At 61.4% G+C, this 26,447-nt stretch carries 23 protein-coding genes and 1 tRNA gene; 3 read left to right on the forward strand and 21 right to left on the reverse strand.

Annotated elements, in window-relative coordinates; all coding sequences use genetic code 11:
• On the forward strand, window positions 1-1,041 hold the full coding sequence (locus tag JYU29_RS04900; RefSeq protein WP_213983599.1) for a sensor histidine kinase: 1,041 nt from the start codon (window positions 1-3) through the stop codon (window positions 1,039-1,041).
• A gap of 25 nt (window positions 1,042-1,066) precedes the next feature.
• Here the strand turns inward: JYU29_RS04900 and JYU29_RS04905 are convergent.
• The 8 genes from JYU29_RS04905 to JYU29_RS04940 all read right to left on the reverse strand — a co-directional run bounded on the left by JYU29_RS04905 (window position 1,067) and on the right by JYU29_RS04940 (window position 9,858).
• Window positions 1,067-1,143: transfer RNA gene (locus tag JYU29_RS04905), tRNA-Arg, on the reverse strand.
• Between the two features lie 30 nt (window positions 1,144-1,173).
• Window positions 1,174-1,479: an ETC complex I subunit gene (locus JYU29_RS04910; protein ID WP_213983600.1), complete on the reverse strand. Its 306-nt coding sequence runs from the start codon at window positions 1,477-1,479 to the stop codon at window positions 1,174-1,176.
• 297 nt (window positions 1,480-1,776) lie between these two features.
• On the reverse strand, window positions 1,777-2,190 hold the full coding sequence (locus JYU29_RS04915) for a hypothetical protein (RefSeq protein WP_213983601.1): 414 nt from the start codon (window positions 2,188-2,190) through the stop codon (window positions 1,777-1,779).
• A gap of 70 nt (window positions 2,191-2,260) precedes the next feature.
• Window positions 2,261-2,776: a 3TM-type holin gene (locus JYU29_RS04920; protein WP_213983602.1), complete on the reverse strand. Its 516-nt coding sequence runs from the start codon at window positions 2,774-2,776 to the stop codon at window positions 2,261-2,263.
• On the reverse strand, window positions 2,773-3,543 hold the full coding sequence (locus tag JYU29_RS04925) for a glycoside hydrolase family 108 protein (protein WP_213983603.1): 771 nt from the start codon (window positions 3,541-3,543) through the stop codon (window positions 2,773-2,775). Before JYU29_RS04925 ends, JYU29_RS04920 begins: the two co-directional genes overlap by 4 nt.
• Before the next feature lie 73 nt (window positions 3,544-3,616).
• Window positions 3,617-6,241, reverse strand: a complete 2,625-nt coding sequence (locus JYU29_RS04930) for an SGNH/GDSL hydrolase family protein (RefSeq protein ID WP_213983604.1) — start codon at window positions 6,239-6,241, stop codon at window positions 3,617-3,619.
• 97 nt (window positions 6,242-6,338) lie between these two features.
• Window positions 6,339-7,187, reverse strand: a complete 849-nt coding sequence (locus tag JYU29_RS04935) for a DUF3800 domain-containing protein (RefSeq protein ID WP_213983605.1) — start codon at window positions 7,185-7,187, stop codon at window positions 6,339-6,341.
• Between the two features lie 130 nt (window positions 7,188-7,317).
• On the reverse strand, window positions 7,318-9,858 hold the full coding sequence (locus JYU29_RS04940; protein ID WP_213983606.1) for a hypothetical protein: 2,541 nt from the start codon (window positions 9,856-9,858) through the stop codon (window positions 7,318-7,320).
• Between the two features lie 65 nt (window positions 9,859-9,923).
• Between JYU29_RS04940 and JYU29_RS04945 the strand changes: the two genes are divergently transcribed.
• Window positions 9,924-10,106: a hypothetical protein gene (locus tag JYU29_RS04945; protein ID WP_213983607.1), complete on the forward strand. Its 183-nt coding sequence runs from the start codon at window positions 9,924-9,926 to the stop codon at window positions 10,104-10,106.
• A gap of 101 nt (window positions 10,107-10,207) precedes the next feature.
• On the opposite strand, the gene JYU29_RS04950 is transcribed toward JYU29_RS04945, so the two are convergent.
• The 11 genes from JYU29_RS04950 to JYU29_RS05000 form a co-directional block, all read right to left on the reverse strand.
• Window positions 10,208-12,454, reverse strand: a complete 2,247-nt coding sequence (locus JYU29_RS04950; RefSeq protein ID WP_213983608.1) for a hypothetical protein — start codon at window positions 12,452-12,454, stop codon at window positions 10,208-10,210.
• A complete protein-coding gene (locus tag JYU29_RS18450; protein ID WP_347879851.1) occupies window positions 12,454-15,252 on the reverse strand; it encodes a transglycosylase SLT domain-containing protein in 2,799 nt (932 codons plus the stop codon). Before JYU29_RS18450 ends, JYU29_RS04950 begins: the two co-directional genes overlap by 1 nt.
• Window positions 15,245-15,811, reverse strand: coding sequence for a hypothetical protein (locus tag JYU29_RS04960; RefSeq protein WP_213983609.1), 567 nt, complete (start codon window positions 15,809-15,811; stop codon window positions 15,245-15,247). The genes JYU29_RS18450 and JYU29_RS04960 overlap by 8 nt, the downstream gene beginning before the upstream one ends.
• The gene (locus tag JYU29_RS04965; protein WP_213983610.1) at window positions 15,811-17,928 is read right to left on the reverse strand and encodes a phage tail protein; all 2,118 of its coding nucleotides are present in this window, start codon (window positions 17,926-17,928) and stop codon (window positions 15,811-15,813) included. Before JYU29_RS04965 ends, JYU29_RS04960 begins: the two co-directional genes overlap by 1 nt.
• Entirely contained in the window at window positions 17,928-18,545 is a 618-nt protein-coding gene (locus JYU29_RS04970) for a phage connector family protein (protein ID WP_213983611.1), read from the reverse strand. Before JYU29_RS04970 ends, JYU29_RS04965 begins: the two co-directional genes overlap by 1 nt.
• A gap of 14 nt (window positions 18,546-18,559) precedes the next feature.
• Window positions 18,560-18,844, reverse strand: coding sequence for a hypothetical protein (locus tag JYU29_RS04975; protein WP_213983612.1), 285 nt, complete (start codon window positions 18,842-18,844; stop codon window positions 18,560-18,562).
• Window positions 18,845-18,904: 60 nt separating this feature from the next.
• Window positions 18,905-19,807, reverse strand: coding sequence for a phage capsid protein (locus JYU29_RS04980; RefSeq protein WP_213983613.1), 903 nt, complete (start codon window positions 19,805-19,807; stop codon window positions 18,905-18,907).
• Between the two features lie 158 nt (window positions 19,808-19,965).
• Window positions 19,966-20,871: a hypothetical protein gene (locus tag JYU29_RS04985; RefSeq protein ID WP_213983614.1), complete on the reverse strand. Its 906-nt coding sequence runs from the start codon at window positions 20,869-20,871 to the stop codon at window positions 19,966-19,968.
• A complete protein-coding gene (locus JYU29_RS04990; protein ID WP_213983615.1) occupies window positions 20,855-21,229 on the reverse strand; it encodes a hypothetical protein in 375 nt (124 codons plus the stop codon). Before JYU29_RS04990 ends, JYU29_RS04985 begins: the two co-directional genes overlap by 17 nt.
• Complete coding sequence (locus JYU29_RS04995) at window positions 21,229-22,827, reverse strand: portal protein (RefSeq protein WP_213983616.1); 1,599 nt, start codon at window positions 22,825-22,827, stop codon at window positions 21,229-21,231. Before JYU29_RS04995 ends, JYU29_RS04990 begins: the two co-directional genes overlap by 1 nt.
• Window positions 22,827-23,024, reverse strand: coding sequence for a hypothetical protein (locus JYU29_RS05000; protein WP_213983617.1), 198 nt, complete (start codon window positions 23,022-23,024; stop codon window positions 22,827-22,829). The genes JYU29_RS04995 and JYU29_RS05000 overlap by 1 nt, the downstream gene beginning before the upstream one ends.
• Window positions 23,025-23,124: 100 nt before the next feature.
• Here JYU29_RS05000 and JYU29_RS05005 point away from each other — a divergent pair, with 100 nt between their 5' ends.
• The gene (locus JYU29_RS05005) at window positions 23,125-23,382 is read left to right on the forward strand and encodes a hypothetical protein (RefSeq protein WP_213983618.1); all 258 of its coding nucleotides are present in this window, start codon (window positions 23,125-23,127) and stop codon (window positions 23,380-23,382) included.
• A 32-nt stretch (window positions 23,383-23,414) separates the two neighbouring features.
• Here the strand turns inward: JYU29_RS05005 and JYU29_RS05010 are convergent, their stop codons facing one another.
• Window positions 23,415-25,028, reverse strand: a complete 1,614-nt coding sequence (locus JYU29_RS05010) for a hypothetical protein (RefSeq protein WP_213983619.1) — start codon at window positions 25,026-25,028, stop codon at window positions 23,415-23,417.
• Between the two features lie 320 nt (window positions 25,029-25,348).
• On the reverse strand, window positions 25,349-25,936 hold the full coding sequence (locus JYU29_RS05015; protein WP_213983620.1) for a hypothetical protein: 588 nt from the start codon (window positions 25,934-25,936) through the stop codon (window positions 25,349-25,351).
• Window positions 25,937-26,447: the final 511 nt, after the last annotated feature.

Below are 26,447 nucleotides of genomic sequence, written 5' to 3' on the forward strand. Positions count from 1 at the left end.
TTGCATACCCGGCCTGTCCGCATTCTTCATATCGACGACGACCCGGCCCTTGTAAGGCTGGTCGCGAAGTCATTGGCGCGCCGCGGATTCGAGGTCGAGAACGCAAGCGACATAGAAAGCGGTCTGGCAGGCATTCGCGAAGGCGACTTTGATGCCGTCGTGCTGGACCACTATCTCGCGTCCGGTACCGGCTTGAGCGTCTTGAACGCGCTGCGCGATCAAGCCGACGCGCCGCCGGTGGTTTACGTTACCGGGTCGATGGAAGCTTCCATTGCCGTCGATGCGCTCAAGGCGGGTGCGGACGATTATGTGCTGAAATCGGTGGGCGAAGACTTCATCGCCCTGCTTGCCAAGGCGCTTGAACAGGCGATTACCGCCGCGCGCATGCGCCACGCCCAGATCGAAGCGGAAAATGAGATTCGGCGCGCGAAGGATCGCGCAGAGCTTCTGCTGGCTGAGGTCAATCACCGCGTGGCCAATTCGCTTGCGCTTGTTGCAGCCCTCGTGCGCATGCAGGCGTCCGCTATCCAGGATCCCGGCGCCAAGGAAGCTCTCGCAGAAACCCAGGCGCGGATCTCCGCCATCGCCAATCTTCATCGCAGCCTTTACACCTCCGAAGACGTGAAAAGCGTCGCGCTCGATGGGTATCTTTCCACGCTCGTGTCCGAGCTGGACGCCTCCATGGCAGCCACCGGCTACCGGTCGCGGGTCAAGCTTGAGCTGGAATCATTTACGATCCCGACCGACCGCGCCGTGTCTGTCGGCATGATCGTTACAGAGCTCCTGACCAACGCCTTCAAATATGCCTATCCAGACGATCAGGATGGCGAAGTGCGTTTGATCGTGCGCCGTTCAGACGAACAAACGGCGGTTCTCATCGTTGAAGATGACGGTATTGGCTGGAATGGACTGGGCGTCGCAAAAGGCACCGGCCTCGGCTCCCGCATCGTGAAAGCCATGGCCTCCACGCTCGGCAGCACCATCAGCTATGGTGACGGCGTCGGCGGAACGCGCACCACTCTGGTTCTGCAGGCCGGCTGAGCCCGGCCAAGCCTTTCAAGAAGAGTGGCGATCCCGACAGGATTCGAACCTGTGACCATCGGCTTAGAAGGCCGGTGCTCTATCCAGCTGAGCTACGGGACCGGAGCGCGTTGAAGCGCTGATAGCACTGGATCAGTGCGTCCAGGGCGTCTTGCGTTCGTAGCGGAAGTTGTCGGAGTAGGATATCTGCCGGCGGCGGCTCTCCTTGGGCTCCTGCACACGATAATCGATGCCGTGCTTTTCCGCATAAGCGACGGCTTCTTCCTGCGTGTGGAACGTCAAGCGGATCTGGCTCTTCATGTCGCCGGAAGACGTGTAGCCCATCAGCGGATCGATCTTGCGCGGCATTTCTGGATCATATTCCAGCACCCAATACCCGGTCTTCGCCTTGCCCGACTGCATGGCGGTCTTGGCGGGGCTGAAGATTCTGGCGGACATGACGAGCTCCTGGGCTAGGCGATTGTGCAGCTCCAGCCGCACGCATTTTGATGCTTCAATAGAGCAGCCACGATTTGGATGCAAAGCCTGCGATTATAAATTGTCACAGGCTGAAAAGAGATATGCAGAGACCATGCGCCGGGCCTTTGCCGCCTCGCTAGCTATCCTGCAGGAAGTCCTTGGGAAATAATGGTCGGAGTGGAGAGATTCGAACTCCCGACCCTCTGGTCCCAAATCAATGCAGGGTCAAAGCAATTCAGAGGCTTACAGGAAGTGCCTGTCTTTTTCCGTAAGAAGCTACCGGAATGAACCGGTTTGCGATCCAGCTTGTGCCCGCTTATCCGCCAGAGTGTCAATCTTCCCAGAGAGAACTTCGACGCGGGTGGACAGCCCGTTCACGTCCTTGCGGATATTGTCGAGCGAATTGAGGATCGTTTCGGACAGGCGGTCGATGCGCTTGCCGGTTTCATCGAGCCGGGTTTCCGTCTGCTGGACGCGATAGGGGATATTCGACAGCAGGTTCAGCTGTGCGTTGATCGCAGCGAAATTCGCGTCAGTGCTGCGGCTGCGATCGGCGCGATAGCTTTCCATCGTGCCGATGCGCGAGTCGAGCTGGACCCAGCCAGTCACAACGGCAACTATAACGCCGCCAACGGATAGCAGCGTTGGGATATTGAAGTTCATCGCCAAGGTGGCCTTCTGCACTTGCATTGACTTGTCCTCGCTCACGGGATGAACCCCTCGTTTAAAGCAACGAACATCGTGACTCGCGGTTGCACGCTTACGCTTTCCATTTCTCGATGCCGGCCTTGATCGTGTGCCCGCCCATGTAGAGGCCGAGATAAAGGCCGGTCAGCGTCATCAGGGTTGCCGCATCAACCGGCAGCTCGACGGCCGTGCCCGTGCCAAGGCGCACGATCGGCAACACGACGATGACCCAGATCCAGAAGAAGGCGAGCAGGTACATCCAGGCCGGCCGCCACATCCACGTCCAACCGGCTTCGCCTTTGTCCATTTCAGCAAGCATCAGCTTATTGGCCTCACGTTGCTGCTCAACCTGGGCGAGGATAAGCGCCGGCGTGATCTCTTCCACGCGCCGCACTGCGTCTTCGAGCTCGGGCGCTGGCAAATTCGGAAGCTTGTCGATCGGCACGCCAGCCTGTTCGGCGATCGTGTCGATGATCGTGCCGGCGAGATCTCCGGTTACGCCGCCAAGATGCTTTTCTAGAACGCCCTTGATGAGGGGAGCGCCGACCTTGCCGGCGGCTGCAATCAGGATGCCAGCCAGAGCGCTCATGCTGCACCGCTTTCGACAATGGCGGCTTCGGCTCGGTAGGCTTCGGCCCGCTTCTTGTTGATGTGACTGCGCCAGAGAAGATAAACGGCCAGCGCGATCGCACCAACCACGATGCCGGCGAGCAGCCAGGTTGCAAGCTGGTCAAGGTTGTCGGCGTGCGTGGGCGTTGCGACACCGCCGCCAGCGCCGCCGGCGGAAGCATAGCCGCCGTTGCCTTGGATCTTCGCCGTCGATGCCGCCTTGATGCCCTCAGCCTTCAAAGCCTCTGCCGGTGACGGGGTAGGGGCGTCAACAGGCGCATCGGCAACAAGCGACCATGCCACGCCCTTGGCTTCGACCGCCGTAACACGAACCGTCCAGCCCTTGCCAAATGTGATCCATGTCTTGAAGCTCTGGTAGCTCGATAAACGGGCCTTGCAGAGGCGCTTGACGGTTTCCGCGTCTGTGCCACCCAGAACCTTAAGAAGCTGCTTGCGGGCCGTCGCAGGGCCGGAATTGACGCCATAGTCGAAGGTTGCAAGATCAACGCCACGTGCCAGCGTGTCGCCCTTCACCGGCTCCCAATAATCGGCACGATAGATCTTCTGCAGCGTTTCCGTCGAAATGTTGCGAAGATCCGTCTTTGTCGCACCCGGCTTCCAGCGGCGGAACGTGGCGAGCGTCACGCCCTTCATGGTGGCGCCACCCGGATCTTTTGGGTGCTCAGCCCACCCGCCTTCATAGGCGAGTGTCACGTTCAAACAGTTCGCAAAATTGCCGACAGCCACAGGCAGACCTCCGATGAGGTCTGCGAGATTAAGGGGCGTGCGAGGCCGTCAAATGCCGGTAGGGCATACTGTCTTAACTGAGCGGGGCACGCGGCACGTTGCCGGCTACGAGCGTGGCTTCGGCCAATGCGATCGTTCCGCCATCTGCTCCGGCGGCTTCGGCCGCCAGAAGGTCAACAGTGATGGCGGTGGCGTTTGCCGGAACCGTGAGGCTGGCAACCATCATGCGGAAGCCTTGGCCGCCTTTCTCGCCATTGAAGTTGATGGCGAAAGGCGCTCCCGCTCCATCCGAGCTTAGCCTTAGGCGGCCCGCCGTCAGGCCTGGCGCTATGATATCAATCACCACGCGCAACGTGACAGTCAGTCCGCGCAACGGCACAGCGTTGATAATCTGTCGCAGGCCGGTCGCTGCGCCGGCACCGTTCGCGATCCGAACGGAATAAGGCGCATCATTGAACCGATGCGAGGCATCGGCGCGGATAGCGCCGTCGCCGATCTTCGTCCACCCGGCCGGCACTCCGCCTGACAGGTCGGCGAACTTGCCGTTGCTAAGAAGGTTAGTCCCCTTGATGGCGCTGAATGCTGGCGCTGCGCCCAATTGTGGAAAGTTGGCTGTCCACATCGCTTGGATCTTTGGCAACCATTGCGGCGCCCCAGTCTCAGAGGGATGTAGCCCATCCGGATTGTACCATGCTGCCGGCTTGCCAGCATTGATGAAGTCGGTGTGCACGTCGGCCAACAACATGTCGCCATACTGACCGGCGACGAAATCAAGCGCCGCGACCACTGGCGCCATGTTGTTGTTGTCCCGCAGAGGGGGCTGACGGATGGCCATGTGCGGCACACCCGGCCATTGCAGGCGAACCTGATCCATGGGCCCCATGAATTGACCTGCATAGCTCGTTTGCGCCGCTGTCTTGGCTTGGATGTTGTAGCCGTGGTTCCAGATGATGACGTTCGGCCTCGGTATGCCGGCGATAATGGGCTGAAAATTGTCGCCCATGAACTGGCTCGGCTGACTGCCGGCAATTGCCGCATTGTAGATCCGGATCGCGCCAAGCTGTTTCGCGGGGTTGGACACCGTAATTTCCGGCGAATACTGCTTCTTCTTCTCGAAGTAGTTGTTGAACAGGCGATAGCCTACGAAATGCGACGGGTATTGTGTCGCCAGCCACTGCGCGAACAGGAACACCCATTCGTATTGCGCATCGCCGGTGCTGTCGCTGATTACCAGTATGTTGATATCGGTGGTTGCCGCCGGGCGCTCGCACTGCCGCCGCCAGAAGTCCACGAGCAAATCACGATCGTTGCCGGGGTTTCCCTCGACGATCATGCCGCCGCCGAACAGGATCTTGTTGCCAGCCGCACCGGTCAGGGAATTGATGTTGAGCACGTAGCGTTCTGCTCCGGCGCTCGCCGATGCTGCCGTCCAGCTTGTTGCAAGGGTTTCACGCGGCTGCGCATTGTTTACGCCAATGTCGATCAAGCCTTCGGTGGCGAGGGTATCGATCACCATGACAGCATCGAGTGGGCCTTCTTCGAACTCGCTCGAAACTGCGACCTGGCCGTGCGCGGCGTTGCGAAGGATGGCCTGAGCGCGGTTCTGCGCATTTCGCCCGACGATCTGGAAGCGGTTGTTGCTGTCACCAGCGAAACCCAAGAAGCCACCATTGCCGGTTTCCTCGTCGCGGAGCACTGCGGCGTTGATGTAGCAGGGCATCCGAACAGTTCGCGAAGCGGCTGACCGATAGCGTGTGACGCCGGACGTGGTGAGGATCCAGAACGTGCCGTTCAGCTCTACAAGCGTTCCCCTCGAAGCATCATCCACGGCGATCAGGTGCATGCCATGTCCGGATAGATCGAGGATGACGCCGACTGGCTGACCCGGCCCGGTAACTGGCACTGTGCCTGCTAAATCCTGGAACAGGTACTGCAGCTTGCGAATGTTGTAATAGGCCCCGAACAGCCCGGTTTTCTGGAAGAAGGCTAGCGGCAGGTCGAAGACTTGCCCGACATAGCCGCCGATCCTGGCGGCCGTCAGAATGTCGTTCAGGTTTGCAGCCACAGCGCCGACGCCCTGGACATCCTTTGCCGCTTCCAGCGCCTGCAACGCACTGAAGGCGGCGTTCTCGTCGGCCGCTTCCGCACGCTCGCGGTTTTGTTGCGTCTCGATCACATCGGTCTGAAAGCCTTCCACAGTGAAGTTTTCTTCCTGATCAATGTTGCCGTCCGCGTCGAACACGGCCACGTGGTTCCGCAAACCTGAGCGGATATAACCGCCCGGCTTTCCGGGTTCCGATTGCCAGGAATATTCAGCATCGCGGACCTGTTCTTGCTGAGTCGCTGCGATCCGCGACAACTCGGCTTCCAGCTGCTGGGAGGATACAGATCCACCTCGCAGCACAGAAACGTCGCGCTTGGGTGTCCGGTGGCCGCGCACTACGAACTTTGTCGTTGGGGGCACTGGAGCCGGGAACGTGACGGTGAAGGTGCTGTAAACCGTCGCAGCCGCCTTCGTGACGACAACGCCGCCAACGGGCAGGAACGACACGGCCCCCGCCGGTTTCGCCCAAACCTTGACGTCTTCTGGGTCGAAAATCCCGAACTCGGCGAAAGGTCCATAGACCGTGCCGCCATTACCGTTCAGCACGGCGGTTTCGCGCCGGCCGCGCGGGAGAGGGAAGGGAGTGTCAGCCATGCTACCGATCCGATTTAACGGTGGCAGAATGACGCGCGTATGCCTGTGTTAAGCGCGGTCTTGAGACCTATCTAGGCCGGATGAAGCTTACTCAAAGTCACTTCGCTCTCCAGATTGGAGCAAATGCAGCTGTGGCCTCGAACCTGCGCGGGTGCCAGTAGAAACATGACGCATCAGCAGGACCGCTCCAATCATCCCGAGGGAAATCAGCTCCAATCACGCTTCTAACAAAATCGAGCCCCATCTTCTGGTCAGAGAGAGCACGCCTGAAAGCAAAAGCACACGCATCAGCAAGTTGGAGTAGAGGACTATCTTCTTTACTGGCGAAGTGGACAGTGTCTCGAACTCTCGTCACTGCCTGCTCGGTCTCTTGGTAGATAATACCCCGTTTACGTTCTTCTGCAGTCGGTCTAACATTTTTGGTGGATATGGTAACTGGACTATTTCGAAGACCATTCAACGCTCCACGTAGAAACCGACGCATTTCAGGAACGTCCTCTGACACAATAGTCGCTACTTCATTAGGAGGACAGTGATCACGTATGTATTTGTCAGCTCGGCCAATACAGTATGCGAATGCCATTGTATGATGGAATTGCACAACGGTTGTTTTATTATCGGCAATACCGGCAGGAACTATACAGCTGCGCCTAACGGCACCAACAGCAACAGGCATCTTTAGGAGGCGTGGGATCGACATAACTTCTTTAAGAAATGAAATACGATCCGACAGCTGCCATACTGTGCGGTACTTGGAGTCAGCCCAAACCGATTTCGCATGAAAGTGATAGCCTTCACGGAACTCCTCTGGAACCTGCTCAAACGCTATCTTAAGTGCTTCTTCCGCAGCCACAAACTGTGCGTCTGCATCTACTATCACACAAGCGACGACTGATACCGGCTCAGGATAGGATGTTCCTGCTTCGTCAACGTACAAGTAACGCATAGGTCTTTGGCCCTCTGAGAGACCTCCGAAGATAGCTGATCTCTTCATCCCATAATCTTTCTAGAAGCTAGGTGGGCGCTTAGCAATCTGAGGCGCAGGACGAGAGATGACAAAGCCACCTATCTAGCCATCACCGCGCGGGCGTGAAGCGGCCGGGCTCGACAAAGAAAGCCTGCCCGTCTATCGCCGCTTTCTTGGCTAGCCGTTTGAACGCCTTGTCGGCTTCCGGATCGGTCAGCCATTGCAGATTGTCGAGCACGAGTCGGTTGTAAGCGCCGCGTGTGGCCCAATGCGAAGCTATGATAGGCGTATAGCGGCCGGCGAAGCGCCGCACATCGCGGCCGAGCTTCAATTCCTCGCCGCCGAGCAGCTTCTGCGCATTGCCCATGGTCAGCCCTGCCACGTCGCCGATGAATGCCACGCCGGGTCCGGCAAGCGCCTCGATCGGCGTTTGCCCGAACCGACTTTCGCTGGCCTTCACAAAGTCGCCGAACAGACCAAAACCGCCGCCCTGAAACATCGCCTTGATCCAGAAATCTGGTGCTGTGGCCGGGTTCATGTCGGCAGGTTCTTTGCCGTCGAGCAAAGCTTTGAGCTGCATGTAAACGGCTGCTCCCATAGTAAGCGGAACGGCCATGGCGGCAAAGTAGGCGGCTCCAGTACGCCAGCCTTTGCCGCCGCCACGCGCTAGGGACATTTTCCCAACTGCCTCCCACTGCAATGCGGTGAAGGAGAGGCCGAAGCTTTTATACTGCAGCATGTAATCCAGCAGCTCGCCGCCGATCGTGCCGCGTGGCGCGAATCCGGTCACCACGGAACGGGCGTTGGGCGTGCCGCCGGGAACGGATCGCTCTGACCACGATGTTACCAGCTCGGAAAGCTTTTCGGCCGCCTCTCGGTGCGCCAGCGCCTTGGCCTCGGCCTGGTACGCGGGCGACGACAACCCGCCGGCGCTCATGTCGAGATAGGTCACCGCGCCGCCGTTCTCTTCGATCTGGCGCGGTGTGACGAAGCCCATGGGGTCGATGCTGTTTCGCCAGATCTCCCAATCGGCCGGCGTGACGTTGAAGCCTTCCAACGTGGTGCGGAAGCGTGGATCCAGCTTGTCGAAGCTGTTGCCGGCCATGTCGGCGATGTGACCTTGCCAGGCGCGCGCTTCCACCAGCTTGCGGCCGGTCGTGAGCGGGGCTAGGCCGGACCATGCGACGGTGCGGTCAGCCAGCCAGCGCGACCATTCCGCGCCAACGGCCGGGCCGGCAAAGCGGAGCTCGTCGTGCATCACGTGCATGTATTCGTCCCAGATCACGCCGGCGCGCACGATCTCGTCGCGCTTGGCTGTCCGGAATGTGTCGACCACTTTCCCGATCGTTGATGTGACCGGCAGGCCGGCGAGGCGGCGCGCGCTTGCGGCAACAAATGGATCCGTCGAGGCCGCGAGGATGGCGGTGGATCCGAGCTGCGCGGAGGTCATGAGGTTCTTGATGTTGGCCGTGACGCCGGCGGCACCATCCACCACCTGCGGGCGACCCCGGATTGTCTGCCAAAGCGAGTCGATCCGGTAGGAAGCAAGCTTCGCCTGACTGCCGGAGAACAGCTTGCTTTCCGGAACGAGCGAGGCCAGCCCGGCTTCGCCCTTGCCGATTTCGTGTTCCGTTACCTGCTTGAGATATTCCACCATGGAAGCAGGGTTTGGCCCGAGCATTTCCATAGACGCTATATCGCGCGCCATGCCGTTGACATGGTTGAACACCGCCTGGATGAGGTCGCCACGGCCGAACTGCTGGTTGTACGCTTCCCAGCTGGAAGCATCGCGGAAAGCGAGGAACCGTTCGTCCTGCCGCTGGCTGGCGATGGCGCCAGCGCCGCGCTTTCCCATCGAGGGCGTCATGTGGGCGCGATTGTTGGACACGATTGACGCAAACACGTGATCGAGCGCGGTAATGATGCCGGCAGAGCCGACTGGCTGACCGGTGAGCGGGTTGGTCATGCGGTCCGGATCGAGCAGCGGCCGGATCGCAGCCTTCCAGCCCTCGCGGCCGATCTGCTTGACCTTCACGCGATCATGGCTGTGAGGCAGGCCGAAGTTCTCCAGCTTGCCGATCGCACCACCGGCGGCATTGAAACGCTGGCGGAGATCTTCGAACACGGCCGAGATCGAGCGCGCCAGTCCCTTGGCCGTGGCATCGCCTGATGCTTCACCATGCAGCTCGCGCACCACGTCGCTGATCATGGCGCGGTTCTGCCGCTGGCCGAAGACGCCCTTGCGCTGAAAGGCGAACATCACCTCATCGAGGTTCTTGTGCGCGCCCGCGATGATGGCTTCCGTCTTGCCGCGCACGGAGGACGTGCCGCGATAGCCGTAATGCGAAAGCAGCGCCATCGCGCCTTCATAGACGTTCGCGCGGCCCTGCCGGTCGCGATAGCCCTGGAGATAGGACTTGATGCCGAGCCGGCGCGCTTCGGTCAGATCCGCGCGCCGCTTCTTCTCGATCGCCTCGGCGCGCAAGGACGCTTCGAGATCCTTGCGCGCCTTCGCCTTGGCGACATCGTCGCCCATCGACAAGCGGTTTTGTGCGAAGCGCTCTTCGAACTCGTCAGCGAGGAAGGTGGCTTCCTCGCGCGAGATCGCCTTTTGCTCGACGGCGGAGATCAGGCAGTCTTTCAGGCCCATAAAGAAGCTCTCTGGACTCGTTACTAGGACTCGCGTCTTCTGGTCAGAAGAACAGGAGATTCGACATGAAGCGGATTAGACTAGGTGGACCATTAGGAACGGTAAGGCCCTTTGTTCCAACCCCGGAACTTGGAGCTAACCTTGAGACGGGCGAAAAGATCGCAGAAGCCCTTGAGCATATCGCGAGATCATTGTCTGCCATCGACCATAACCTTGAGGTGCTGGTGAAAAATCAAACGAAGAAATAGATATTTCGGAGGCGATCTCACACGCTGGCGGCTGTCCTCCGGCTTCGGACGCCGTAACACCGGCTGCGTTGATCTGTAGCTTTCGACTTTCTTCCATGCGCTTAATCCTTACAGCTGGCGATAAGATCTCCGAAGAAATCGGAGCGCTCTGCATCATCCAGCATGCTCGCATGCGTTATGTGCGCGACCTCACCATCGGCCGTCCGCGCGGCCGGGATGGCGTCCCATATGTCGAGCTGGTTGCGGGCCGTGTCATCGAACAGCCCGCCATCGGGCAGAGCGCTTTCACCGCCGCGCATAGGTTTCGCGCCCTCGGCTTCCAGCCGCTCGCGGGTGGAAACGGGTGCAACGCCATCGATCAGGGTTTGCTCGCCGGCTGGGGTGGATTCGCTGTTCGGCCGCCGTGCCTCAACCAAGGCGAGGTCGGCCAGGTCGCCGGCCTGCGGCGTGCCCGGCTCCGGCGTTGCGCCGCTGGCTCTTAGCCCTGCGCTTCCCGCTTGCGCTTCAACGCTGCGAGGATCTTGAAGTTGTTCGCCTGTTCCAGCGTCCGTTCCTTCATGTCGCCGTCCATCGTCTGCGCCCAGCGCTCCAGCATCGCCACGCGCTTGTCGTCTTGTTCCGGTTTCCTCCGGAAAGAAGGGGATTTCGAAGTCTGGGTCATCGGCCGGGGCTCTTTCGGCAAGATCGGGCGCGTCGATGAAGGCACGATAGTCTTCCTCGAATGCGCGCTCAAGGGCGTCGTATGCATCAACCTCGTCGTCAACAAGGCGGGCGGCACGGGACATGATGCGGTCGTGGACCGCGCCAAGCTCCATTTCTACACGGGCCGCGTCGATGTCCTCCAGCACGCGGCGATAGCGCAGCTGGTTTTCCTCGCGTGACTGGAAGGCTTCGACCTCGGCCATGCGCTCGCCATCCTCCTGGATGGAGTAGCGCGGAGTGCCGGCGACTTCCTCGTCGATCGCCCTCAACAGATCGTCGGGCGTTGATCGTGCTACCGCTTCCTCGGCTGAACCATAGAGGTCGTTGAAATAGCCCGCCTCGGCAGCACGCTCGCGCGCATAATCGAGCGATAAACCGCTTTCGCGTACAAGCCGGCCGCGACCGGGAATGAAGCGCTTGCGCAGGCCCATGGCGGACATCGCGCCCGCTTCATCCTTGATGCCGTCGCGGGCAAGAAAGCGGATCAGGCTTTCGGGCTGGCGCGGCCGCTTTCCAAGCGGCGCTTCGTTGCGCAGGATGCGGTCGATCTGCTCGAAGCGTTCCTGCATTTCGGCGGACATGGGCGCTTCACGCGGGTTTTCTGCGTCGCGCAATGCATCGGCCGCCAGGCGCTCGGCTCGCGCGGGCTCAATGTCATCTGGCGCAGGGCCGAAGGCAACGCGGTCGAGCTCGTCTTGCTCGATGGCGAGCTGCGCCACCCGACTTGTTTCCGGGTCCAGCGGACGCCCGAGAGCGGCGGCGATGGTGTCGAGGTCGCTTGGTTGCGCCTGACCACTCGCAAAGCGCTGTAGGGCCTCTTCCGGGGCCGCCTTGCCAAGTGCGCGGAACACTTCCGCTCCGCCTTGCATGAGCCCGCCGAAACCAGCCCCGAAAAGCCCGGCAATGCCGACTTGCTTCAACGCCGGCGTCAGCCCGTGCTCAACGCCAGCCTCCTTGCGCCAGGACTGGCTTGCTGCCTGCACCGCACCTTCGACACCGGCGTTGATCGCGGCTTCGGTGAGCATTGTGCCGAACACGCGCGCGGCAACGGTTCGGCCGGCATTCCAGCCGCCGCCGGCGATCAGGGTTGCAACTTGGAGCGGATCGCGCACCATTCCCGTGACGCCGCCGCCGAGCGACGTTGCAAGCCTCTGGCCGAAGCCCAGATCGTCCGTGCGCAGCTGCTCGGCGTTCCGCTCGGCACTTCGGGTGACGTCGAGTGCATCTTGTCGTATCGGCCGATCAGCGCCGATCCTGTCAGCCAGCTCCGGCCGTTCGCGCTGGAGATCTGCGACGCGCTTCTCCCAATCTGCAACGGCTTCGCCGCGATAATCGCGCGTCTTCGGCCCCCAACCGCCGCCGATCTCACCTAGCCCGCCGGGCAACAGGGATTGCGCGGCAGGAGCTAGGAAAGGGTTGGTGAGCTGCACGCCGGTCGCGTCGAAGATCTGCTTGTTGCGGCGCTCGTAAGCTTCCGTGGTCGCCAGCTCTTCCGCATTGGAGTTGTCGCGATAAAGCTGGAGATCTCGCGTGGCGCGATACAGATCGCCTACTTGCGTGCTGACCCGCTCTTCTTGTTCCTGCTCGCTGCGCAAGTTCGGAGCAAAGGTCGGGTTTTCAGGCAGCTTCGAGCCATAAAGGAACATCAGCGGAAAGCTCCCGGCACACGCGGCTCCAGCCGATCGCGCAACGCCATGAGGTCGAGCACGAAAACGCCGCCGTTTTCGTCCTGGATGAACTGCGGATCCTCGCTGCCCGGCTCGCCAACGGCGAAGGCAAAGCCGCCATTTACGGCCACCGGCTTCGCATCGGCGAGCGTGCGCAGCGGCGTCTTTTCATAGCGGCCGTTGAAGCCCATCCCGAAACCGACGCGCGGCCTGGCACTGACCGATGCCAGATCCTCATCGGTGAGCGCCCAGAACAGATCCTCGAAACGATCGGCACGGATTGCGGGCGGAATGGCGACCGTTGTTCCCTCGTAGGGAACGAAGCCGCCATACTGAACGCCGCGATCGAACACAGCGCCGGCCGCCTCGTTGATGGCCTGTTCGTGGATCGCAAGCGCCTCGTCGCTGTCGCGCTCAACGCCTTCTTCCGAGATCCGCTTGCGCGCGATCGACGCGGCAGCACGGTCGATCCGCTGCGCGTCACGCGGAACAAGGCTGAGCGCCGAACCGGTCACGCGCTTGAAGTTGGTGGTTTGCTCTGTCGGCTTGAGGCGCGTCAGCTCTTTGCCGTTCGCATCCTTGCCATAGCCGAGAACGACATCCTGGGCCGCCCGTGCGCTGCCGCCGGCGGCAATGATCGCACCGCTTTCCGCCACCATCGGCGCATCATCGCCGAACTCGGCAAGAACCTCGCCGGCACGATCGCCAGCGCCGGCGATGATCGAAGCGGCCGCCGAAATACCCTGTGCCGGATCTTTCCGCATGGCGTCGGCGATCGCCTTGGCTTCGCCGGCCTTGAGGAAGCGGGGGCGCGTTCCGAGCTGCTCGGCCGCATCATTGGCTGTTTTCACGCGTGAGCGCATGATTGACGCCATGTCCTCGGCCGTTCCAGCGTCGGTGAGCATCGGCGTCTCGGGAATAAGCTCCTGTGTTTCGGCGTAGGAAACGGCGTCGGTCGCAATCGCCTTCTTCTTGTCGGCAAGCACCGCTTCCGCAAAAGCGAGCCGGCGCAACTGGCTTTCCGTTGCATCCTTCCCGTATTGCTTGCGAAGGCCGGTTACATAGGCATCACCTTCCGTGACCGAGAAATCGCGGATCGCGCGGGCGGTCGAGATCTTCGCGTTCGTTTCCTCGAGCGCGGCTTTGCCCTGCGCCGTCTTGTCGGCATCGAGTGCATAGCGCGCCATGTCATCCGGATTGACGTTCAGACCGTTTGCCACGCGCACGGCAAAGCCGTCGCCTCGCTCGCGAAAGTCGCGCTCGGCACCGGCAGCCTCGCGGCGCTTGTTCGTCTCCAGCCTGGTCAAGGCTTCGTCCAGCGTGGCAAAGCCGTCGCCATCGAGCCCGTCCACGCCGCCAGCCGCAAAGTCCGCCTTCATCTTCTCGCGCATTGCCTTGACGCCATTGGCATCCAGCGCGTCGGCCTGTTTGCCGTAGAAGGTCAGGGCAGCTTCGCGCTTCGCCGACGCCTTTGCTGTGGCCGCCGCGTCGGGCGTGATGATGCCGCGCGCCACCGCATCATCGTAATGCGCATCAAGGGCGCTTTGCGCGGAGGCGATGCCATCGGCAGCGACATCGTCGGCCGGGTCGAAATCGGCAACACGACGCTGCAGATCCGTTTGCATCTTGCCGGTGTTATCGATGAACTCGGCGCGCTCGCTGGCCTCCATGTTGCGGCGTTGGTTTTCGCGCGCTTGTCCAAGATAGCTTTCTGCGATCCGGTCATAGCCGGTCTCGAAGTCTGCCTGGATCTCCGGAAAGACGTGTTCGCGGCTGATGTCGCCGCGAAGGTCGCCGAGCGCCTTGGTCAAGCCGGCTGGATCGTCGCGGTATCGATCGAACAATTGCGATGTGGTTGAACGGATTTCGTTTTCCAGCGTCTGGGTATAGGTGCGCGCGCCCGCCTCGTTATAGGCGCGGGCGTAGATCGTATCTTCGCCGCTGGGCCGCCAGGTGCCGCCGCTTAAGGTCGGTGGACCGGGCTGATTGGGAATGGAATAGCCGCCTTCCATCTTGCCGGTCCAGCGCCGCGCGAAGTCACCGGCCGTCATCCCCGGCTGGCCGCCATTCAGCCGCACGGCTTCGGCGCCGACGAGAGAACTGGCTTTGGCGTTCGGATTGCGCAGCAACTTGGCAGCGCCGCCGGCTCCCTGCTGGTGGGCAAGATACAACTCCCCATCCGTGGGCTCGCGGCCGAGCTGTCGGCGGAGATAGTTGGCGTTGTCCTTCCAGAGCCGGGCAGCTGCATCGGCGGAAGCATCCGGATCGAACTTCTGGCTCTTGGAAAGCCCGTACTGCTTGGCAGTGTCATCGATAAACTGGAAAAGACCTTCGGCGCTGGAGCGCGGGTTCCTCGCATTTGGATTGCCGCCGCTTTCGATGTGCGCGGTTCTTCGCAGGCCCGCTGCACTCACGCCGTGCTTCTTGGCGGCGCGCTCGATCGCTGCATCAACGACGCCGCTGAACCGGGAACCGCGCGTCTTGCCGGTGTACCCGCCCTTCGCCGGCTTGGCTGTTACCGGGTCGGGATCTGTCGCGCCTTGAAACTCGGCACTCGGCTTGCCTTGGAGCGCGTCGCGCTCGCCGGCGCGCTGGCCTGCCGTGACGGCCTGACGATCGGCAACAACGCCGGCCTCGTCCGCCATGCGGAAAAGGGCCGACGAAACGCGCTCGTAGAATTCGCCGCCTGGGCGCGAGACGGCAAGAAGCCCCTCGCCAAGAACGGGCTCGGCGCGGAAGGGGCGATAGGAAACGGGGTCTCGACGTGTGTTAGGCATTAGTCGACCCGCGTCCTTTGATCGATGCAAGTTGTGATGCGCCTGCGCCGAGACCGCTGATCCACCCCATGACACGAGACTTCTTCGCTGCGGATCGATAGCCTGCCGCCCGTTCAGCCAATCGCGAAGTGCGCGTCATTTCCGTTCCGGTGGCGGTAGTCAGTGAAAGGTCGGCTTCGCGGTAGGCATCTTTCCGAGCATTGGCTGCGGTCCCGAAGGAGAGGTCGACGCCGGACGCCGCATAGGCGGTGTCCTGTGCGCCGATGGCGTCGGCCATGGCGCGCTTGATCGATGTCCGTCGCTCAATCCCCTGCAACGTTTCCAATGGTTGTTCGCGGTCGGCGTCGGCGGCTTCGAGCTCCAGCTTTTGCGCTTCCGCGTTCCCGGCACCAACGGCGGACACGACACCAAGGACGGTGGCCGTGCCTTGCAGGATCGAAGCCAGCGACAATCCGGTTGCAGCTGTGCCACCAGCTACCGTCCCGGCGGCCGCTGCTGTACCCGCCGCCGCCCCGCCGCCGAACAGGCTACCGGCCGCACCAAGAAGGACCTGCACCATTAGAGTTTTGTTCCCACTGAAAACTGGCTGACCCTGAAACGGCCCGGCTTGTTCTGCGTAATGACGAGCGTGGTGCCGTCGACATAGCCTAGCAGGCCGGTGACGGTGATCGTCTTCGACTTTCCGGGCATCGGTCGGTCGGCCGGATCATCAACCGTAAGCAAGGGCTGCTCTTCCGGCGGCTGACCGTTCGCACCGATCGCGATCGAGGTTGTGTCAACGAGCGAGACATTCGCCGTGTGGATGCGGCCCGGACGTTCGATGACTTCATCGCCGGGTGTGACCGCCCGATAGGGCATGCTCTCGAAATAAGGTCGCTGCCACCGGCCGACGATCGCGGAGGCATAAGCGTCCCGCAGGTCAATCGTGCCGTTCTGGCAGGTGAAGGGTCCAATCTCGAAGCCATCGGCTACGGCATACAGCACCGCGCCGTTCTCATAGGGCAGGCCGCTGATGACACCGGCGAGGTTCGGCGTGGCGACCATCGCGTCATGCAGGTAGATCGACGGGTCGTAAAGCTCGATGCCGATGACGCCGTTGCGCTGCACGGCCACCCAGAGGCGGTTTCGGCCATCGATCCCGATTTCCCGCACCACTCCGCCGGATGCCGCGATCCATTCGCAGAAGCCGAGAATGTCTTGGTTCTTGATCATCTGCGCCGCGACAAGTCGGCCATCAGCCCGAAGCAGCCAGCCTTTCGATGCGTCGAAGTCGGTCAGCGGCTTTTGCCGTGCGGTGCGGATGATGCCCTGTGTGAGGTGCGAAGCGAGCAGGCTCACCGTGTCGGCGTTGTAGGAGGTCGAGACATCGTCATAAACCAGCGAAAGCAGCTGATTTCCGCCGGCATAGGCTTCGCTCGTGCCGCGTTGGTTAATTGCGACGTAATAGATCACGCCTTCAAGGTCGAACGCTTGGCAGTGCGGCTGACCACCCACTTCGGAAGCCAGCACAAAATTTAGTGGAGTGTTGCGCTCGATCGTGCGGTTCGTCACGAAGTAAACCCCGCGATCGGTGAACAGCAGAATGTAGCGCGATTCCTTGACCTGGTTGATGCGCTCTGACGTCTGCGAGCGGATGCGGTCGAGGCGTGCCGCACTGTCCGATTTGCCGGCGGTATCGAGGTCGAAATATTCGGCCACGGCGCTTAAAGCTAGCGCGCCACCCTCGGCCGCGATGTCGGCATAGGCCATGCGATCCTGAACGAGCACGGCCAGGCCGGGCCAATGCCGCGCGTCGGAAAACAGGTATTCCAGCTCGGTGCGGCCGATGCTGGTATGCACTGGCAAGGCCGAGACTTCCGACGTGTTTGTGACCACGGCCGCGAGGTCGTATTCCTCGCCGAGCAGATCCCCGCCAAAGGTGATGATCAAGCGGCGGGAGTCTCCGAGCTCTGTCGACTGGAAGCCGGTGACGGTGGGTCCGATGTTCGGGAGCGCCTGGATGGCGGCAGCGACATCCGCAGCGAACTTGTTCCAGTCGGCATTGTCGGCTGCAACGGATACAAGGTTTCCCGCGCTATCGGTCAACCGAACGGATGGCGTGGTTTCGCCGTTGACGGTGACCGACAAAGCGACGGTGTTGTCGCGATCGGCCCAGCGGATGAAGATCTCCCACATATCCGCGCTTCTGGGATAGTTACCGCCTAGATCCACCTTGGGCGGAGGCGCAAAGGTCCAGTCCGAAACCAACCAGCTGTTGCTGGCCGGGTCGAGAAACAGGCGAAGCGGGCGCATGTAAGCGTGGAAGATGCCGATGGTCCGGCCTTCCGCATAGAATTCGAGGTTGGGAATGAGGTCGGGCGTCAGCCGAGCGATAGGAACGACATAGGCGAGGCCGCTCTCGGTGTAGATCGCCACCTGACCCTCCATGACGAAACAGGCGAGGGTAGTGCCGTTGTCGAGGTTGAGCGACACGAAGCGGGGCGCGACTGTCGCGGCGATCTGACCTTTTCGCCAGCTGCCACCCATCTGCCGAAAACCGCTTTGCGGCACGGGTTCGATGTTCTTGTAGGCAAGCCCGCCGGAATAATACTGCTTGATGTCGACGCGGTTTTTCGCGTCCGACGAAATCTCGCCGGCATTGCCCGATCGGAAGGGTGTGGTGGGTTTTGCAACCATTACCAGCGGCTCGCGGACAGAGGGTCGAAACGGTCGATCGGGGAGGCCACGGGATGCGCCGCCTTGTTCTGGGCGAGCAGCCGGCCGAACATGCCGCCGGTGCCGCCCTCGGACGGCGTGCCGAAGGCTTCGCGCAGCATGGCGGTGCGGCTGTCGGCGTCGGCGGTCAGCGGGATCGCGAGGTAAGCGGCAAGCACGATCGCGAATGCATCGGCAAAGGCTGGATCCCAGATGGCAGGATCGGTCTCAACCTTGCACACGGCCCACACGGCCGGTTCGTCCGCAAACAGCGTGTTGCCCTCGATGCGGCTTTCACGGATCGGGCTTTCATCGCGCGGATCGGAAAGCAGCTTCATCGGCTCGCCGATGCGGTTGGGCAGGGTAAAGCCATAGCTGTAACCGGTGACCGGCTGTTCCGCGAGGCGAGCTAAGGGAAAGGTTTGGCGCGCGAAGGTCCAGTCATGCAGGGCAAAGCAGCGCGCCACCGCGCGCGGCCAGAAGATGTTTACGTTTCGGCCGAGCTGGGTCTGATCGTCGGTCGAAAAGGACGGTGGCAAGCCAAGCTCTGCCAGCGCCCAATTCACGATGACCGGTTTGTCGATCAGACCTTCGCTCATGCCGCCAGCCCGCCTTACGAGCCGGACGCCGGGGCGTCGACTGCGACCGTCACGTCGCCGGCACCCACCGGGACGAGAACGACGCGAAGGTGCAGGCGATCGCCCGTTCCATCGGCGTTTGTCATCGCGTCGATGACATCGTTCGGTTTGAGCTTTTCGCGCGCGCCGTTGAAGTAGCCGGCGGCCAGCACCGTGGCCGGCGCATCAGGCGTCGCATAGGTGTGGAAATTGATGTTCTTGCCAGCCGTGCCGTAAGGCGAAGAGCCGTAGAGGTTGAGAGAAGTCTTTCCGAAAGCCATGGTCGCAGATCCTTGTTGCGTGAAGATGCGAGGGCGGACTAGGCCGCCCTCAAAGCTGGCTTAAGCTGCCTGCTGGGTCAGGATTGCCGGGCGGACCGGACGAGCGATCTTCTTGAAGTGCAGGCGCTTCACACCGGCGGCCTGGATGCCGATCGCGCCGCCCGACATCATCGACTTGATCAGGTAGGGAGAACCCTGCATGTCATGATGCTGGGTGATCGATGGCGCTTCCTTGTTGATCGGCATGGTCGCGCCCATAGCTTCTTTCGCCCACATGTAGGCAAAGAGGCTGTTTCCATCGGGGCCGGCGAAATACTCGTCGGGACCTTCGATGTAATGGACGCCACCAACTGTGCGGGTCAGAGCGCGCTGCACATTCGACCAAGGCAGATTATCGTTGCCGATCCACTCGGCGCTCGCAAACTCCTTGTAGAACTTAAGCTGGCTCATCCACAAAGCTGGGAGCATGCAGAACATTTCGAAGTTCTCTGCACCGGTGGCCGCGACTTCCGCACGGGCCTGTTCGGTGTCGAGAATGTCGATGATGCCGGTGCCGTCGCCGATCGTCTTGACGCCAAAGTTGCCAGCCGCGAAGACGGTGAGCGCATCAATCTTGAGTTTGTCGCGCTTGCGGCGGATGGCCTTAACGATAATCATCGCCAAAGCTTGCTGTTCGTTCGGGCCTGCCTTGTAGGCATCCTGAATGCGCCACCAGTCGGACGCCTCAAAATCCTCAGCCGTCAACGTGACGGTTGAGAGGCCGGGGCCACCAACAGGCACACGCTCGATCGCGCCAGAAAGCTTGTAAACTTCGGTGCGGCCGATGATCGGGAACTTGATGGTATTGGCGACGATGTCACCTTCGACCATCGTACCGTCGAGCAAGCCACCATGCGCCTGAAAGAGAACAACGACTTTGTCGCTGACCTTCTCGATGTACCAGGCGGCGATATTCTGAGACATGGGAAACCCCTTTGGATGCGGTTGCGGTGAAGCATCCGTGGGGCCGATAGAGCCGGCAGGTGGCGAGGTCCGGTGAAGGATAGCCCGCTCTGCCGGGTCGCTCCCTTGGCTGCGTAGGCTGCAGTTTGCCTACGCAGCGAGCGCGTTAAGTGCTGGAACTAGTTGCCGATCAGCTTCTTGTACTTTTCATCAAGCGCGTCATAGGCCGCCCGGTCGAACTTCGGATGGTTTGGCTGCATTTCCGGCTTTGCCATTTCAGCTCGCAAAGCCTCGCGGCTTTCGCCACCTCCGCCGCTGCCAAGCCCGCCACCGAGCGGCTGTGGCTTTTCCGCGCCGGTCATCTGCGAGCGGAAGAATTCGAGGAACTTGTTGCCGTTCGCCGAATCCATGAGCATCAGCATGACGTGCTCGCCGGTGGCTTGATCGATCTGCGATTTGCCATCTTCGCCGGGCTTCATCAGCAGTTTCACGAAATCTTCGTTCGCCTGCATGCGGGCATCAATGGCGCGATCCTGCTCGGCTTTCGGCAGGTTCTGCGCCTCGGTTGGGATAAGCGCCTGGCGCTCGGCCGTGACGTCAAGGAAGGGCTCGAAAATGCCCGCCTTTGCCGCTTCGGAATAGAGCGTCGTAACGATCTTCTGCATGGCGCCAACCGGCACCTTTTCTTCAAGCGCGACATCAGCCACCGCCTTGAACAGCAGATCGCTGGAAAGCGCTTCCAGCTGCGGCCGCACAGCCTCGTCGACCTTGTCGAGATCGAAGGTCTGGTAAGCGTCGGCGGTCTCGGGAACGCCACGTTCCGAATCGCGCGTGCGGTAGCCGTTCAAGGCCGTCGCCATCTTGTCCATCGTGTCGCGATCGTTCTCGCCGAACATCGTGTCGGGCAAGCCTTGTGGTCGGTAGGGACCAGCCGGCGGATCAGACGCGGGAGGAGATCCGTCTGCCGCCGGCCGGCCGCCTTCTCCGCCGGGAGCGCCAGCCGGCGGCGGAGTTCCACCGCCCCCGCCGCCGCCTTCATTCTCGGCATTGCGCAAGGGCAGGTATCGTTCAAGCAGGTGTTTCATGTCGCTGGCTCCTTTGGTTAAGCAGAGCATCGCCCTCGGCGATGGCGCGCAAAAGCACATGCCCGACAGCGGCGCGGGCTTCGTGCTTGGCGGCTGCAAGCGCCGCCTGTTCGAAGCTGGAGCCGGTGGACGGGTAGGGCGCGCGGAAGGTCAGGTCGGCAAGCCACTCGATGATGCGGCGGCCGTCGACAGTGTTCTTGAGGCCAGCGAGCAGCATCTTGATATCGTCGCCTGGATCAAAGCGGTCAGGCATTTGGGATGGTTTGAACGCATGTTCCAAACCATCCCATGTCGATGGGGCGGCAAGCATGGCCTCGATGCTTTGCAGCTGGCGGCCGAAATCGGTTGGACCGTTCATCAAGCCGCCTCGGCTTCAGGTGCCATAAGCGCACCAGCGATCTGGGGCGCGGCCTTCACCGCGCCTTCAGCCGCAAGCGCCGCCATCTGGCGCTCGTTGTTCTGCTGAACGGCCGCCTGTTCTTCTTCCGGCGTAGTGACGATGTCGGCCGGCACAAGCATGGCGGAGCGCGTGCGATCAAGATAGCGATCCATCGAGATCTTCTCATTGACCCGATCAGGGCCAACCGTGTTTGCAACCAGCTGATAATAGTTCACGCTGGCTTGCAGCTCGTCGGCCTTCAACGCTGCCGCCATGGGCGAATTGATCGACATGGTGACGAGCAGTTCGTTGAACGTCATGAGAGTTGGCAGGATGCGCCATTCCGCCAGGATCTCCATGGCACGTGGAACGACAACTGCGATGGTTTCCCGGTTCAAACGGCCATAAGCACCGATATGCACGCTGGCATTCTGGCGCATGGTGGCGGCGATCTCCGATGCCGAGCGCGGCGTGCCTCCATCGTCGAAGATACGGGTGTCCAGAAGCGCTTCGCGGATCTGCTGTTGCTGGTTGGAAATCACCATTCGGGCGATATCCAAACGTCCGGACGCTGGATCGAGCCGCTGAATGTCCGGCCCGAGCACGCCGCCGGTGGACTGCATCGGCCAGAACTCGCCCGGACCAACGCGGACAGTGTCGGGATTGAACGTGCCGCCGGCACGATAGCCCCAGATGCCGAGCAGCTGGATTGCGGCCGCTTTCAGAGCTAGTTCCTGCGCTTTGTTCGCCGTCTTGATCGTCGGCAATGCAAACAGCACAGGGCCGCGTCCATACGCTTCGCCAGGCCAGCGGTAGAAGCGAGCCACGGCGATCGGCTGGGTGCGGTACGTCTCTTCGACGATGAAGTCGCCATCTTTTTCAAAATAGGCGACGAACTTCCAACGGCCGTCAGGCAGGCGGAAGAAGTCCTGATACACGGTGACTTCCTCGTAAGGCTTGGACTTGGCAGCGTCCGTGAACTCCTTGGAGAAGCGGCCTTTTGGCCATGCCTCGATGATGGCTTCGCGGCCTAGGTTAGTTCGCTTCCACGACACGAAATAAATTCTGCTGTAGGCGTCCTGCAGAACGGCAAGCTCATCCTGCGGCACACAGATGAAGCGAATAGGATCCTCTATCGACGGACCCTTGAGCGGCAGAAGCGCGCCGGTTCCGATGGTCAGATCCGTGCACATTTCATGCGCGGCCGTGTCGAAATCCCCGGTTTTGAAATACGGATAGACCTGCGAGGCCATCAAGCCGAGCTGCTTGTCCCAAGCCTTCTTCTGGTCTGGCGGCAAGCGTTGCGCGATCAGCGGGCCACACTCGATCTGGAAGGGTGTGGCGGCTGGGAAAATCTGGCGCTGGATCTCGCCGGCGCAGTGCATGGCGGAATTCGGACCCGTCATGTCGAAGATCATCTGTGCCGGGCTCTTGGTTTTGCCGCGTCCACCTGGTCGCCTGTTCGGCAAAACGTAGTTGTAGGCGTCCGCGTAGATGCCATCCCAGCCGGAACGCTCTTCCCACGCTTTCGCCGATCGCTGCCGCTGTTTGGCAACGCCCGTGACTTCATCCGCCATCAGGAAAGATCCGTCTTCTGGCCCGGGTCGGACACGAACAGGCGACGGCCGCGAGGTGTCTTGCGGGTCGCACCGGCGTCTTCGTTGCTGGATTGAAGCGCGGCAAGCTGCCGATCATTCGCGACCTGCTGGACGCGGCGGCTTTTCTCCGCCGCTGCCTTCGCCGCACCGCTGCCGCCACCCATGATCGATGCCATCTGGCCTCCGGAACACCCAAACGCCCCGACGCCGTAACTTGGCGGGCCGGAAGCCGACGAGCCGCGCCATGCGAATGCCGGCTTTGTTTGCCGGGTCGACATGAGCGACGATGATGCGAGTTTCCGCCATGGCCCAAAGCGTCAAGTGCGCGAACCGGACAAGCCGGTGCATGTGCTGGCGAGCATCGGGCGCGATCGACAGCGCCATCTCAACGCGTCGCCAGCCATGCCGGCCGAACATTGCGAGGGCTATGGCCTGATCGTCGACCAGGATCGCGGCTGTTTCGCAGTTTCGAACCTGACCCAACACAAGCCGCCTCTCACGTGCACGTGCGCCCGCGAGGGACAGCGCCGTTGATTGCGGCGCTGGCGTCACGATCCGCCAGGCCATCAGGTTTTGAACACGTCGAAGTCAGCGCGGGCGGTGACGGAGCGCATCGGCACCACGTTGGCAGGCCGGCCCATCTGGGCGGCATCGCGCTTCACGGCCGCGCGGCCCCGATAGCCGTAAAGCAGATACTGCCAAGCGTCCTGAATGTGGGAATACTGGTTTTTCTCGATTTCGGCCGAGTCTGTCTTGCCCGTGCTGGCGTGCTTGGTGAGGTGATACTGCGACACGAAACCCCGGATCGTGTGTTTCATGCGCGGATCCCAGAGCGAACGCGGCGTTACCGCGTCGATGTCGCTGCCGAAATACCAGTCCACCGCCTCGATACGGCTTTTCAGGTCGTTGCTTTCGGTCGGAATGATGGGGATTTGCAGAGCGAGCGAGACAGTTTCCATGAAAGCCAGTTCGCCGCGGATCTTGTCTGCGCCGTACCAAGCCGATGGATCGCCCCACGCGCCGCCGCACCGCATGCCCGCGAAGTCGGCAAGCAGAACTTCCATGATCTGTTCCGAAAAGCGCGAAGGGCCGGTCACCGTGTCTGGCGTGGTGACGATCTCGCGCAAGCCACGGAACTGACCGTTCGGCATGAATTGACCGATGCCGCATGCAGGCGTGCCGCCGGCGTCTAGGCCGAGATAGAACGGCAGCTCGCGCACGGGCTCGATGAAGCTGTCGGAGCGGTGCTTGTGCAGCGAGAAGCGGTCATAAACGACCGTGCCCTGTTTCTTCGCGGCATACTCGCCATGCACGTTGCGACGGGCTTCCGAGTTGGTCGGGCCACCGAAAGCCTTTTCCTCGGCCTCGTAGTCGGCGCGCGTCTTGCCTCGCCGGTTCTCCGCTTGGGGTGAAAGCCCGCTAGGCTGCTGGAAGAACGAATATCCGGTCCAGTTTTCCGGCTCTTCGATGTGGCGCTTATACGTCCAATTCGACTCGTCGGGCGGATTGTAATCGCCCATGATCAGGCGCGGCAGCTTGATCACGCTTGTGCCCGCCTCTTCGTCCGTTTCCCAGCCGAGCCGATCGCCTTCCCATTCCATGATTTCCGAGCGTGGCGGAAAGCGCCCAGTTCGGCCGTAGAAGCGGCCCGGCACGTCTTCGTGCAGGAGGTCGCATTCGTTCATCCAGCCCATGGAAATCTCGTAGCCCTTGAAGAAGCTATCGAGGTTTTGTTCGCCGATCGCGCCGAACTCCATCTCCAAGATGATCGGCGTGAGCCTTGGGCCGTCCGGCCACTTTCGGATCGTCTTCCATTCGAGGATGTGTTTCACCGGCCGATCCTGGCCGCCGGAATAGTTCTGCGCCACCGGCTGGCGCGTGTAGGGGCCATTCTTCGGGAAGAAGCCGTGCCAGGACGACAAAGCGGTTTTCGCCATTTCGCGGTAGGTGTCGCGGATCGCCGCGCAGCGAACATGCACCGCGCCATCCCGGCAGACCGGGAAGAGGCTGGCCGCATGGTAGGCGATCTTGAAAACGGTCGCGACCGTTTTGCCCGAGCCCCATGGACCCATGATCAGGTTGATCGGCGCGGTCGATTGGATGTATCGAGCGCCGACAGGTCCCGGTGGCGAGAAGTTGAAAATATCGAACTTCCCGCTTTCAAGCTCAGTTTTTCCCATGACCCTCGGCACCCTGTGTTCGCCACCCGGGCGCCCGCGCCCCGATTCATCGTCGAGAATTTATTTCAGCCCCGGCGAGGTTCAGGGCGAGCCCCTTCAAACAGGCGGTGTGTGTGAGGCACCACCCCCGTGGGTGGGTGGGGGGTCGCGGCGTTTCTGAAATTCCGGGTCGGCCCTTCGGCTGGGGCATCGACCGGGGGGCGGGGTCGACGGATAGGCCAGGCGCTTTGCCGCCTCGCGCACGTGCACGTGAGGAACGAGGTTGCCCTACTGATTTTCAATCAGAGGATCGCAGCATCTAACGCATTGATCCTGCTGGATTATTCCTCTTCATACGGAACGTCGCTCGGTTGCCGCATGAAGTCACCGTTGATTTCATTGGGTTTTTCGCCCGCGCTCATGGTGCCGTCGCTGCGCTCCATCATGACGTTCATTTCGCCGATCACCATCACCGGCAAGCGCCGATCAGTTGGCGCATCCACGTGCACCTTCTTCGCCAGGTCGAACGGCAGCAGCGCGGCCGCCGCCGACGCTTGCAGCTTAGCGACCTCAAGGGGCTTTGCGCCAAGCGCCGCAGCCAGTGCCAGCGTGTCGGCCGTCTGGATCTGCGACAGCGTCACGGCCGGGTGCCGGTGGCCGATCTTGCCGAGATAATCGAACATGGCGGCGTTGCGCCGGTTGGGTGAAGCTGTTGGCCTTCCCCGCGCCCTTCTTTCGGAAGCAACTTGTTCCGCTGCCAGCGAAAACAGGTCACGACCACCGGTATCAAGCTGGCCGTCATCATCGGGGCTGGGAACGGAAGCGCCACCGGCTTGCAGCTCGCGCGCCAGGGCGTCGACGCTGCCAAGCGCCGCGTCCAGATCCAGTGTGTGTGCCTCTTCCTGCCCCTGTTTCGGCTTCTTCGCCATGGATCGTCCTCAAAACCGAATTGTTTATTCCGCCCGCCGCCGGTCACCAGCTGGGGAGGTCTGGTAACCGGCGAGTAACCGGCTTTTCGATAGGAAATTCATATCGCTACACCCGTCAGGTTACCGGTTACATGGTTACTTCCTAACGCGTATGCGCGCGCGCGTGTGATGCGAAGCTGCATTGCCGGGGTAACCGGTAACCGAAAAGTGTATCACGTTGTTTTCCTTGGTTTATTCTGGTTACCCAGCTGGTAACCGTCAGGTGACCGGGTAACTCGCCCCGAACCCGCTTCGAACTCGATCAACCTCGCCGGTTTTCGCTGCCGTTAAGTGCTGGCCGAGCGAAGCCGCAAGGAACTTCTTTTCAGCCTCAAAGGGCATGGGCTGGGGCAGGGTAAATGAGGCGGCAAAGAAGCGTGGAATTGCAGGAAAGTGGGCGAGGGATCGAGCGCGAAGCGGGATGATTTCGGCGCGGATCGGGCGCGGGGAAACAGCGCGAATCAATCATCAT

Source organism: Tianweitania aestuarii (genome assembly GCF_018457165.1).
Taxonomy (GTDB): domain Bacteria; phylum Pseudomonadota; class Alphaproteobacteria; order Rhizobiales; family Rhizobiaceae; genus Tianweitania; species Tianweitania aestuarii.